The 12,099-nt window shown below is 61.5% G+C and carries 9 protein-coding genes; 5 read left to right on the top strand and 4 right to left on the bottom strand.

Annotation, left to right across the window (positions count from 1 at the left end; genetic code table 11):
• Window positions 1-64: 64 nt before the first annotated feature.
• On the bottom strand, window positions 65-1,285 hold the full coding sequence (locus ACW9IN_RS06495) for a hypothetical protein (RefSeq protein WP_457365104.1): 1,221 nt from the start codon (window positions 1,283-1,285) through the stop codon (window positions 65-67).
• A 548-nt stretch (window positions 1,286-1,833) separates the two neighbouring features.
• On the bottom strand, window positions 1,834-4,170 hold the full coding sequence (locus ACW9IN_RS06500; RefSeq protein ID WP_457365105.1) for a putative bifunctional diguanylate cyclase/phosphodiesterase: 2,337 nt from the start codon (window positions 4,168-4,170) through the stop codon (window positions 1,834-1,836).
• 375 nt (window positions 4,171-4,545) lie between these two features.
• Here ACW9IN_RS06500 and lon point away from each other — a divergent pair, with 375 nt between their 5' ends.
• From lon to cmoB, 5 genes are all read left to right on the top strand, one after another.
• On the top strand, window positions 4,546-6,966 hold the full coding sequence (lon, locus tag ACW9IN_RS06505; protein ID WP_457365106.1) for an endopeptidase La: 2,421 nt from the start codon (window positions 4,546-4,548) through the stop codon (window positions 6,964-6,966).
• A gap of 200 nt (window positions 6,967-7,166) precedes the next feature.
• Window positions 7,167-7,556: a protease inhibitor I42 family protein gene (locus ACW9IN_RS06510; protein WP_457365107.1), complete on the top strand. Its 390-nt coding sequence runs from the start codon at window positions 7,167-7,169 to the stop codon at window positions 7,554-7,556.
• A 1-nt stretch (window position 7,557) separates the two neighbouring features.
• Window positions 7,558-8,214: a lysoplasmalogenase gene (locus ACW9IN_RS06515; protein ID WP_457365108.1), complete on the top strand. Its 657-nt coding sequence runs from the start codon at window positions 7,558-7,560 to the stop codon at window positions 8,212-8,214.
• Between the two features lie 36 nt (window positions 8,215-8,250).
• Window positions 8,251-8,994 (top strand): carboxy-S-adenosyl-L-methionine synthase CmoA, encoded by a 744-nt coding sequence (gene cmoA, locus ACW9IN_RS06520; RefSeq protein WP_457365109.1) that lies wholly within the window; start codon window positions 8,251-8,253, stop codon window positions 8,992-8,994.
• Window positions 8,991-9,947, top strand: a complete 957-nt coding sequence (gene cmoB, locus ACW9IN_RS06525) for a tRNA 5-methoxyuridine(34)/uridine 5-oxyacetic acid(34) synthase CmoB (RefSeq protein WP_457365110.1) — start codon at window positions 8,991-8,993, stop codon at window positions 9,945-9,947. Before cmoA ends, cmoB begins: the two co-directional genes overlap by 4 nt.
• A gap of 72 nt (window positions 9,948-10,019) precedes the next feature.
• On the opposite strand, the gene tadA is transcribed toward cmoB, so the two are convergent.
• Window positions 10,020-10,520: a tRNA adenosine(34) deaminase TadA gene (gene tadA, locus ACW9IN_RS06530; protein ID WP_457365111.1), complete on the bottom strand. Its 501-nt coding sequence runs from the start codon at window positions 10,518-10,520 to the stop codon at window positions 10,020-10,022.
• A complete protein-coding gene (locus tag ACW9IN_RS06535) occupies window positions 10,520-11,902 on the bottom strand; it encodes a multicopper oxidase family protein (protein WP_457365112.1) in 1,383 nt (460 codons plus the stop codon). Before ACW9IN_RS06535 ends, tadA begins: the two co-directional genes overlap by 1 nt.
• Window positions 11,903-12,099: the final 197 nt, after the last annotated feature.

Below are 12,099 nucleotides of genomic sequence, written 5' to 3' on the forward strand. Positions count from 1 at the left end.
TACCGGTGGCAACGAAAAGGCGGCCGCCCAGTGATGGGCAGCCGCCTTTTTTCATGGGCCTGAGCTAGAAGTAGTAACCGATATTCACATTGGTTCTGAAGTACCAGTCGTTGCTGCCCGATGAGGCGGTCGAGGTCCAGCCGGTACCATTTTCAGCGCCGCCGTAAGGGTTGGCGTTCTTGCCCCAGGTCAGGTCCACCCAGGTCACGATCGGCCCCGCCAGAAACTTCACGCCCAGGGTGTCCATCTGCGAGCTGTTCCAATGGCTCTCGTCTTTGTGCAGCATGCTGTAGTCGTTGTAGAACTTGACGCTTTTGACCTTGCCCAGTTGGGGCGTATCCAGCGTGTAGCCGATGTTGAACACGCCCACGTTACCCTTGGCCGCCACCAGATACGCCGGGCTGACGCCGTTGCTGCCCATCAGCACACTGGCATCGCTGACCCCGTCGGGGTTCCGCAGGTTGTACTGATAGCGGATCCCCATCAGTTGCGTGCTCCACGGTCCTTTATTCAACGTGGCATGTGCGGCGGTCGCCCAATAGCTGCCGTTGCGGTCGGTGGTGCCGTTGTACACCTGGGAACCGGTGAGCGACACGCCCACCTCATTATTCCAGCCATCACTGCCCCAGGGACGCGCCAGGCGCAGGCTGAGTTGGTTGCGTTTCTCATTGTCCTGACCGTGCAGGCTGGCCAGGGCATTGTCCTTGAGGTCACTGTAGGTACCGACTTCCGGGGTGTAGCGCCGGTCGGCGGGGATCATGCGCGGGAAGAACGCGGCCTGCAGGTTCCAATCCCCCAGCGGGTGACTGTATTTGAGCCCTGGGGCGGCGCTATCGGCGTAGCCCAGAAAATACGGGATATGAAAGGTCCAGCCATTTTCCGGATAGGGGTAAATACCGAAGGGTTTGTAGACAATGCCCAGTTGCAGGTCATCGCCGCTCTGAAATTTATAGCCGACCAGGGCATGCTCGATCGAACGCCGGTTACGGTCCTGGAAGGTGTAGCCGCCGTCGAGGTAAAACCGGTCCCACTGGCCCTTGACCTCGAAGCGAGCGATATCGAACAGCAAACGGGCCGGGTCATTGCTGCTGGTTTTCCAGTCTTCGTACCGATGGTTCAGGCGTACCGAACCGCCAAAGTCCAGCGACCTGGCGCCATCGTCACTGCTCCAGCTCAGGTGACCGAAGGGTTTGGGCGACGTGCTGTCGTCGGCCAGCAAGGGGGTACACAGCAGAGAGGCGCAGCACAACAACATCAGGCGCAAAGGCCGGTTGAATCGGGACATGGCGGTTTTCTCCAAGCAATAGAGTGCCGTGAGGTCCAGCTGCGAGGCGCAGACCTTTGTATAGGGATGGGTTAGGGGTAAATCGCTGACCTTGTCAGCGCTGGCGGTCAGCCAGCCGGGGGACTGGCCGGCCTGAAGCCCTGCTTGATAGCGTGATCCTGGACCTGACTCGACTTGCACGTGCGCAATGGCATAGCTGACCCCCACTCAACCGCTTAAGGTGATGCACCGCCTGTGAGCGTCCTGCCTTCTTCCGGTGCGATTAATATGGCGTACACACTATTATTGTGATTTTTTAACGCCATATCAGCGTGTGCAAATCGTGAGCCATGGAAGATTGAATTTTATAAATTTATAATAAATACATATAAATCAATAGATTATAAAAACACTTTTAAGAAACGAGCCAACGAGCAATGACACCCTCGGTAACACATATGAGTGCATACACTTAAAACACCCTCCCCCATCCACAGATCGCCCCCCATAAAAAACGCCCGATGGAGTACATCGGGCGTCTTGAATCGCATCCCTCTACCGTCGCCGCTCTAGATCGGCACCCGCTCACGCCGCATCCACCGTTCGAACGCCTGGGCGTTCAGTGGCCGGCTGATGAGGTAGCCCTGGGCGGTGTCGCACTTCCACTGCTTGAGCAGTTTCAGGCTGGGCTCGAACTCCACGCCCTCAGCCACCACCTTGAGGCCCAGGTTGTGGCTCATTTCGATGGTCGAGCGCACGATCACGCCGTCACCGCTGGTGCTGTCGAGGTTGCGCACGAAGGACTGGTCGATCTTCAGTTCCTGCACCGGCAAACGCTGCAATTGCGCCAGGGAGGAGTAACCGGTGCCGAAGTCATCCACCGAGAGGCTGATCCCGCAGCCGCGCAGTTGCTCCAGCACGCTCAGGGCCTGTTTCGGGTTGTGCATGATCGCGCTTTCGGTGATCTCGAAAATCAGCTGCTGGGCCATTACATCGTGCTGCATCAATAAGGTGGTGACGCGGATGGCCAGGTCGTCATCGGCCAGGTCGTCCACCGAGATATTCACCGACAGCTGGATATGCAAACCCCGCTGCGCCCATTCGGCGATCTGGCGGATGGCTTCTTCGATCACCCAGAGGGTCAGGCTGCTCATGCTGCCGGTGCGTTCGGCCAAGGGGATGAATTCGGCGGGTGACACCAGGCCCAGGGTCGCGTGCTGCCAGCGCAGCAACGCTTCGGCCTGGCGCACATGACCGTGGGTGAGGTCGAGCTTGGGCTGGTAGCACAGGTACAACTCGCCCTCGACCGCCGCCCGACGCAGGTCGCGGATCAAGGTGATCTGGCGTTGATGGGCGAGGTCGCGGTCCTGTTGATAGATCTGCAAGTGCCCGGGCAGGCTGGCCGCATCGTGCCGGGCAATCGCAGCACGGCTGATCAGTTCTTCCACCTGCTGCCCATCGGCCGGGTAGGCGGCGATACCGATGCTCACCTCATGACGCAATTCGTCATCGCCGATGCGCTGGGGCTCGGTCAACAGCGCATACAAGCGGTCGGCGCGGGCCACGGCGCGGTCGATCTCGGTGTTTTCCAGCAGTAACAGAAACTCGCTGCCGGCGATCCGCGCAGCGGTGTCACTGGCCAACAGGCTCATGGACAGACACCGGCTGGCCTCGCGCAGCATCTCCTCCACGCCCTGGGGACCGAAGCCTTCGTTGATCACCCGATAGTTTTCGATGCCCAGGTACAACAACACGACCGGCCGCCCCGCGCTGATCGCACTGCCCAGGCGTTCCATGGCGAGGGCACGATTGGGCAGGCCGGTGAGCGGGTCGTGCAGGGCATTGTGGGCCAGTTGTCGCTCGCGAACGGCGATGCCGCTTTGCATGGCATTGAACGCACGGGCCAGCAGGCCGAACTCATCGTGGCTGCGCACCCGTACCGGCGCGCGGTAATCACCGGCGCCGATGCGCTCGGCGGCTTCCACCAGCGCATTGAGCGGACGCGATACCCGTCGCGCCAGGAACAACGCAGCGCCCAGCGACACCACCAGCACCGCCATGGCAATCGCAAGAAACTGCCGGTCCAGCGGCGCAAAGGATTCCAGGGCATGGTCCAGCGGGCTTTGCAGCAGCACGCGGACCTCATCACCGTCACCGGTATTGGCCAACGGCAACACCTGGCTGAGCACGCGCTGCCCGTAAAACAGGTTGATCTGCGCCTCGGGGTTGGGGTGAGCGTCACGCAGTGTGCTGATGATCGCGGCCTGATAAGCGTCGGGCTGGGTACTGAACAACTCGCCGACCTGACCGTTCTGCACACTGAGGAAGGACACTTCCAGATTGCTCATGGAGCGCAGCTCATTGGCGAACAGCTTGTCCATGGGGAACCCCATGATCACGCGAGCAATGGGCAACGGGTCGAGCACTTCGTCCTGCACCAGCAGATAGGGGCGCCCGTCCATGGCCACAATCAGCATTTGCAGGCCGCTGCGCCGGGCGTGACGCAGCGCGTCTTCATAGGGGAACGATTGACCGCGCGTCAGCAACGGCAACGTACTGACCATTACCTTGCCATCGAGGCCCAGTACAAACACTTCACTGGCGCGGATGCCGGTACCGTGACGGCGCAGGGCGGCAAGGATCGGCACGGTCTTGCCTTCGGCGACCGCTTGCTTGAACGGGCCGTCGACGGTGAGCCAGTCAAGACCGTATTGCAGGCGACGTCCGCGCAGGTCCAACAAGCGCTCGAACACCTGGCTGCCGGTTTTGAGCTGGACTTGCGCCTGGTTTTCCACGGCCCGGGTGGTGGCGGTCTTGACGGCAAAATAGGTCGCGGCGACGACCACCAGCAGCAATAGCGCCAGCACCCCGGCAATGCGGGTTTGGAACGTATGGCGCCACCTCATTGCAGTGCCCTCTGGCAGCCTTCGCCGGTTCCTGCCACTACGTCCCTTTGTCATAGGCCTCCCTGGCAACTGCTGACTTGGCGTCAAAAAAACGTCCACCGAGATTGAGTATTTGCTCAAACCAGATTAGCTGGGACCTTGGATTCGTGCACCCAATAAAATCAGGGATTTCGCTGTCATTTTATTGGCGACACTCGCTTGACCGGTGGCGTGTGGAGCCCGCATCGCTGCCTCACCGGCCTTGAAGGACGAATCAATTCGCGGCGTAGGAAGAAGCTTCTGATTTCATGCAAATTGTTGCCAACCGTCCATAGCCATTGAAACCACCGCAGCACCGCCCCATCTAACCTCCATACTTCCTGATGCAGGTGCCCCATGAGCGACCAGCAAGCCTTCCCCGATTACGACCTGAACGACTACGCCGACCCCGAAAACGCTGAAGCTCCATCGTCCAACACCGGCCTGGCGCTGCCCGGGCAAAACCTGCCGGACAAGGTCTACATCATCCCGATCCACAACCGGCCTTTCTTCCCGGCGCAAGTGCTGCCGGTGATCGTCAACGAGGAACCCTGGGCCGAAACCCTGGAGCTGGTGAGCAAGTCCGACCACCATTCCCTGGCCCTGTTCTTCATGGACACGCCACCGGAAGACCCGCGCCATTTCGACACTTCCAGCCTGCCGCTGTACGGCACCCTGGTGAAGGTGCACCACGCCAGCCGCGAGAACGGCAAATTGCAGTTCGTGGCCCAGGGCCTGACCCGCGTGCGCATCCGTACCTGGCTCAAGCACCATCGGCCGCCGTACCTGGTGGAAGTCGAGTACCCGCATCAACCGAGCGAACCGACCGACGAGGTCAAGGCCTACGGCATGGCGCTGATCAATGCGATCAAGGAATTGCTGCCGCTCAACCCGCTGTACAGCGAGGAGCTGAAGAACTACCTCAACCGCTTCAGCCCCAACGATCCATCGCCGCTCACTGACTTCGCCGCCGCACTCACCTCGGCCACCGGTAATGAATTGCAGGAAGTGCTCGACTGCGTGCCCATGCTCAAGCGCATGGAAAAAGTGCTGCCGATGCTGCGCAAGGAAGTGGAAGTCGCACGCCTGCAAAAGGAAATCTCCGCCGAAGTGAACCGCAAGATCGGTGAGCACCAGCGCGAGTTCTTCCTCAAGGAACAACTCAAGGTCATCCAGCAGGAGCTGGGTCTGACGAAGGATGACCGCAGCGCGGATGTCGAACAGTTCGAGCAGCGCCTGGAAGGCAAAGTGTTGCCACCCCAGGCGCAGAAACGCATCGATGAAGAACTGAACAAGCTGTCGATCCTGGAAACCGGCTCACCCGAGTACGCGGTGACCCGCAACTACCTGGACTGGGCGACCTCGGTGCCATGGGGCGTGTACGGTGAAGACAAGCTCGACCTGAAACACGCGCGCAAGGTGCTGGATAAACACCATGCGGGCCTGGACGACATCAAGAGCCGCATTCTCGAGTTCCTTGCGGTAGGCGCCTATAAAGGCGAAATCGCCGGCTCCATCGTATTGCTGGTGGGCCCGCCGGGTGTGGGCAAGACGAGCGTGGGCAAGTCCATCGCCGAATCCCTGGGTCGGCCGTTCTACCGTTTCAGCGTCGGAGGCATGCGCGACGAGGCCGAGATCAAGGGCCATCGGCGCACCTACATCGGTGCCTTGCCCGGCAAGCTGGTGCAGGCGCTCAAGGATGTGGAGGTGATGAACCCGGTCATCATGCTCGACGAGATCGACAAGATGGGCCAGAGCTACCAGGGCGATCCGGCCTCGGCCCTGCTCGAAACCCTCGACCCGGAACAGAACGTCGAATTCCTCGACCATTACCTGGACCTGCGCCTGGACCTGTCCAAAGTGCTGTTCGTGTGCACCGCCAACACCCTGGACTCCATTCCCGGCCCATTGCTGGACCGTATGGAAGTGATTCGTCTGTCGGGCTATATCACCGAAGAAAAGGTCGCCATCGCCAAGCGCCACCTGTGGCCAAAACAGCTGGAAAAAGCCGGCGTGGCGAAAAACAGCCTGACCATCAGCGACAGCGCCCTGCGCGCATTGATCGATGGTTATGCGCGTGAAGCCGGGGTGCGCCAGCTGGAGAAACAGCTGGGCAAACTGGTGCGCAAGGCGGTGGTCAGGTTGCTGGACGAACCGGACGCGGTGATCAAGATCGGCCCCAAGGACCTGGAAAGCTCCCTGGGCATGCCGGTATTCCGCAACGAGCAGGTGCTGTCCGGCACCGGCGTGATCACTGGGCTGGCCTGGACCAGCATGGGCGGCGCCACCTTGCCGATCGAAGCAACGCGCATCCATACGCTCAACCGTGGCTTCAAGCTCACCGGGCAATTGGGTGAAGTAATGAAGGAGTCCGCCGAGATCGCCTACAGCTACATCACCTCGCACCTGAAGTCGTTCGGTGGCGACCCGAAATTCTTCGACGAAGCCTTCGTGCACTTGCACGTACCGGAGGGCGCCACGCCCAAGGATGGCCCGAGCGCCGGCGTGACCATGGCCAGTGCGCTGCTGTCACTGGCGCGCAACCAGCCGCCGAAAAAAGGCGTGGCCATGACCGGCGAGCTGACCTTGACCGGGCATGTGCTGCCGATCGGCGGCGTGCGCGAGAAGGTGATTGCGGCACGGCGTCAGAAGATTCACGAGCTGATCCTGCCGGAACCCAATCGCGGCAGCTTCGAGGAATTGCCGGAGTACCTGAAGGAAGGCATGACCGTGCACTTTGCCAAGCGCTTTGCGGATGTGGCGAAGGTGTTGTTCTGATCGTGATGTAATGCCTGGCCTGGCCTCATCGCGGGCAAGCCCGGCTCCCACAGGGATCGGTGTTGTTGATGACAAATCGGTCAAATGTGGGAGCGGGCTTGCCCGCGATTGCGTTCGTCGCCACAACACAACCCCCTCTTGTCACACCTTGTCTCATCTTCGGTTATGCTCGGTCTTCGTCGTCATACAACGGAGCCTCCATGACCGCTGCCCGCCTGCTTCTCCCCTTGAGCCTTGCCCTGCTGGCCGCGTGCGCCAGTGCACCGAAGCACAACGTCACGGTGGACAATCAGAGCGCCTGCCCGCTCCAGCTGAAAAGCGGCCAAAACCTGATCCTCACCCTGCCGAGCAATCCCACCACCGGCTATCGCTGGGCCATCCAGGATTCCGCCGGAGGCGTGCTGCGCGCACTGAGCCCTGAGGTCTACAGCAGCGCGGAATCCGGCGTGATCGGTGGCGGCGGCCAGTCGACCTGGCGCTTCCAGGCGTTTACCACAGGCCAGGGCCGTTTGCGCCTGACCTCTCAGCAACCCTGGGAACCGGAAGCCGAACCCGTCGACACCTTCGACTGCGCCATCACGGTGAACTGAGATGCCTTGGCTGATTCTTGCGTTGATGGGTGCCGGCACCTTCATCTACGGCCTGACCACCCACGCTACGTTACTGTGCCTGCTGGTCAAACCGCTGCCGGTGTTGGCCCTGCTGGGCTGGCTGCATGATGCGCCCCCTACCGACTATCGACGCTGGATCAGCCTGGGGCTGATTTTTTCCCTGGTCGGCGATGTGCTGCTGGCCTGGCCGGGCGACCTGTTCATCTTCGGCCTCGGCGCCTTCCTGTTCGCGCACCTGGCGTACCTCAAAGCCTATTTCAGCGACTGTCGCCGCCTGGCGCTGTTGCCGCTGGGGTTGGCGCTGGGCGTGGGTGCGATCCTGTTGAGCATTCTGATTGCCCATGGCTTGGGCGACCTGCTGATTCCCGTGGTGGTTTATGCGCTGGTGATCAGCGCGATGCTCTGGCGTGCCCTGGCCCGGCTGGGCACTGAGGTGCCGAAACGCTCCGCGTTGCTGGCGGCGGCAGGCGCGGCATCGTTTGTGTTTTCCGACACGCTGATTGGTATCAATCGCTTCGTCGTGGCGTTCGAGGCGGCGCCGTATTTGCTGATCATCACGTATTGGCTGGGCCAGTGGGGGATCACTGCATCGGCTTTCCATCAGACAACCCGCGCGCACGAAGGCCAACTTGGCTAAAATGCCGGCCTTTCCTTTATCGTCGCCGGAACCACCGTGAGCAAAGAACCCGATCGCCTATTCGCCCAGCCCCTGTCGCAGGTGCCGGACTTCGCCTTCAACGAAGACGTGGTGCGGGTGTTCCCGGACATGATCAAACGCTCGGTGCCAGGTTACCCGACCATCGTCGAGAACCTCGGTGTGCTCGCGGCGCAATTTGCCCAACCCAACAGCGTGCTGTACGACCTGGGCGCATCCCTGGGCGCCGTCACCCAGGCATTGCGTCGTCATGTGCGCACCGACGGTTGCCGGGTGATTGCGGTGGATAACTCCGCGGCGATGGTCGAGCGCTGCCGCGAATACCTCAACGGCCAGGACTCGATGTTCCAGGAGTTGTTGCCGGTGGAGGTGATCGAAGGCGATATTCTCGCGCTGCAGTTCCAGCCGGCCTCGGTGGTGGCGCTGAACTTTACCCTGCAATTCATCGCCCCGGATGAGCGCCTGGCGTTGCTTTCGCGTATTCGCCAATCGTTGTTGCCGGGCGGTGCACTGATCCTCTCGGAGAAGCTGCGCTTCAACGATGCCGAGGAACACGCACTGCTCACCGATCTGCATATCGCGTTCAAACGCGCCAACGGCTACAGCGAACTGGAAATCGCCCAGAAACGCAGTGCCATCGAAAACGTCATGAAGCCCGACAGCCTCGAAGAACACCGCGAACGCCTGCTGGCCGCCGGGTTCTCCAAAGTGGTGCCGTGGTTCCAGTGTCTTAACTTTGCCTCGTTGATTGCCTTGCCATGATTGATCTGTCCCCCCTCGCCCGCCACTTGGTCGGCACGCCCCTGGCCGTGTGGGCCCAGGGCCTGCAAGCGCAACTCGATAGCAAGATGGAAAAAGGCCATGGCGACCTGGAGCGTTGGCGCAGTGCGCTGGATGCACTGCCCGAAGTGATGCCCAGCGAAGTCGACCTGCTCAACGGCCTGACCCTGGACACCGACTGCGACGACGCCACCCGCGCGCAGATGCGCACCGCACTGATGGGCTTGAGCCCGTGGCGCAAAGGGCCGTTCCACCTGTTCGGCGTGCACGTGGACACCGAATGGCGTTCGGACTGGAAGTGGTCGCGGGTGGCCCCGCACTTGAACCTGAAGGGCAAGCGCATCCTCGATGTGGGCTGCGGCAACGGTTACTACATGTGGCGCATGCTCGGCGCCGGCGCCGACAGCGTGATTGGCGTCGACCCGAATTGGCTATTCTTCTGCCAGTTCCAGGCGGTGCAACGTTACCTGTCGGAACCCAAGGCCTGGCACCTGCCGTTTCCATTCGAAGATTTGCCAGCCAACCTGGAGGGCTTCGACACCGTGTTCTCCATGGGCGTGTTCTACCACCGTCGCTCGCCCATCGAGCACTTGCTGGCGCTGAAGGACACCCTGGTCAAAGGCGGCGAGCTGGTGCTGGAAACCCTGGTGGTGGAAGGCGATCAGCAACAGGTGCTGGTGCCGGAAGACCGCTATGCGCAGATGCGTAACGTGTGGTTCCTGCCGTCTGTGCCGGCACTGATGCTGTGGCTGCGCCGCGCCGGCTTCAGCGATGTGCGCTGCGTGGATGTGAGCGTCACGACCGTCGAGGAACAGCGTGGCACGGAGTGGATGAAGTATCAGTCGCTGAGCGACTTCCTGGACCCGGAAGATCACAGCAAGACGATTGAAGGGCTGCCGGCGCCGATGCGGGCGGTGATCATCGCCAAGAAATAGCCCCACTCCATCTGAATAAATGGAGATCAACTGTGGGAGCTGGCTTGCCTGCTCCCACAGGGGTATGCGGTGTCAGGTGGTTTGTGGTTTTACGCGGCGGGCCTTGAAGAACTCGCTCAGCACGGCCCCGCATTCCTCGGCCAACACGCCACCTTCAAACAGCACCCGATGGTTGAGAAAACCCTGGGTAAAGAACTGCCCCTGGCTCTGCACGATCCCCGCCTTCGGTTCCAGCGCGCCATACACCACCCGTGCGATACGCGAATGCACGATCAAGCCCGCGCACATGCTGCAGGGCTCCAACGTCACATACAGGGTGCTGCCCACCAGACGGTAGTTGCTGATCGCCTGCGCGGCGGCGCGGATGGCGACCATTTCGGCATGGGCGCTGGGGTCGTTGCCGCTGATGGGGCAGTTGAAGCCGCGACCGATGATTTCACCGTCCTGCACCAGCACCGCGCCCACCGGCACTTCGCCGAGCGCGGCGCCTTGGGCGGCAAGGGCCAGGGCTTCGCGCATGAAGTCCTGGTCGCGGCTGCGGTCGATGATGGCCGCGGGGCGAATCTGGCGCATCAGGCTACCTCGATGGCGGCCATCAGGCCGGTTTCCATGTGGTCGATCACATGGCAGTGGAACATCCACACCCCGGGGTTATCCGCCACCAACGCCACGCGGGCACGTTCGTTCTTGCCCAGCAGATAGGTGTCGGTGAAATACGGAATCACCTTGTGGCGGTTCGAGGCGATCACCTTGAAGCTCATGCCGTGCAGGTGGATCGGGTGTTGGTACTGGGTCATGTTCTTCAATTCGAAAATGTAGCTCTTGCCCTTCTCCAGCCTGGCAATCGGGCGATCCGCACAGGTCTTGTCGGTGATGTCCCAGGCCTTGCCGTTGATCTGCCAAAGGCTCGGCGGCTTGCCGTTGTCGACATTCACCGACACCGAACCGACCCATTCGAAATTGAAGTTGAGTTTTTCGGCGTTAGCCAGGTCCGGCTCGGCAATCGGGTTGGCCGGCAGTGCCGGCGGCCATTCGGTGGGCGCATCACTATTGGCCACCGAGCGGAAGGTGCCCAGGCGCACGGGGCCGTTGCGGATGGACAGTTCCTCGCCCGCCGGCGGCGCTTTGATTGCCAGACAAATGCGCATGCCCGGGCCCAGCCAGTATTCCTCGCCCAACGGGCGCGGCTCCACCGGGTTGCCGTCCAGCGCGTAGATCTGCGCTTCAGCATCCGGGATGTTGAGGCGATAGGTCAGTGTGTTGTCGAGGTTGAGCAGACGCACACGGGTAATCTGCCCGGCAGGCAGATCGATCACGGCCTGGGACACGCCATTGATGGTCGACAGCCGGCCCGCCGTGCCGCCACGCGCCGCTTCGCGGGGAATACTGAAGGCGACGAAGGCACCCTCCTCGTCCACGTGCCAGCTTTTCAGGCTCAGGGTGCGTTCGTGCTTGAAGCCAGTGGGCTCGCGCTCCTCGATGATCAGCGGGCCGACCAGACCACGGCCAAGCTCTTCGCTGCTGTTCACATGGGGGTGGTACCAGTAACTGCCGGCATCGGGCACGCGGAATTTGTAGTCGAAGTATTCGCCAGGCAGCACCGGCAACTGGGACACGTAGGGCACGCCGTCCATTTCCAGCGGCAGGCGGATGCCGTGCCAATGAATGGTGGTGGCCACCGGCAGGTGGTTGATAAAACGTACCCGCAGCCATTCACCCTGGCGCACCCGCAACTCGGTGCCCGGCGCCGAAGGGCCGAACGCCCAGGCCTCGGTTTTGTGTCCTGGCACCAGTTCCACGTCCAGGGGCGCAGCGATCAGTTCGTAATCGTGCCCTGCCTCGGCCTCGGCGACTTTCCCCAGCCAGTAGCGGTAGGCGCCACCAGCACCAACGCCTACGACGGCCAGGCCTGCAAGACCACCCAGGATTTGTCGACGGGAAAAGGATCGGGACACAACAACCTCACGTATCAGCCGCAGGCCCGGGGCCTGCAAAGGGCAGATACGATACACCTGCATCGGCTAAACAGTAAGGGTTCGCATTGCCACAGGTTGAATTCAAAAGGGTTTCGCTGGATGACCACAGCTCTGGACACAACAAAGATCGACTGTGGGAGCGGGCTTGCCCGCGAATGCGGTGGGTCAGTCATAGA

The organism is Pseudomonas sp. SDO5271_S396 (genome assembly GCF_054071795.1).

Excerpts from the sequence above, each read along its gene's own strand:
- ACW9IN_RS06495 (WP_457365104.1), bottom strand. The coding sequence starts at position 1,285 with ATGTCCCGATTCAACCGGCCTTTGCGCCTGATGTTGTTGTGCTGCGCC.
- ACW9IN_RS06500 (WP_457365105.1), bottom strand. The coding sequence starts at position 4,170 with ATGAGGTGGCGCCATACGTTCCAAACCCGCATTGCCGGGGTGCTGGCG.
- lon (WP_457365106.1), top strand. The coding sequence starts at position 4,546 with ATGAGCGACCAGCAAGCCTTCCCCGATTACGACCTGAACGACTACGCC.
- ACW9IN_RS06510 (WP_457365107.1), top strand. The coding sequence starts at position 7,167 with ATGACCGCTGCCCGCCTGCTTCTCCCCTTGAGCCTTGCCCTGCTGGCC.
- ACW9IN_RS06515 (WP_457365108.1), top strand. The coding sequence starts at position 7,558 with ATGCCTTGGCTGATTCTTGCGTTGATGGGTGCCGGCACCTTCATCTAC.
- cmoB (WP_457365110.1), top strand. The coding sequence starts at position 8,991 with ATGATTGATCTGTCCCCCCTCGCCCGCCACTTGGTCGGCACGCCCCTG.
- tadA (WP_457365111.1), bottom strand. The coding sequence starts at position 10,520 with ATGCGCCAGATTCGCCCCGCGGCCATCATCGACCGCAGCCGCGACCAG.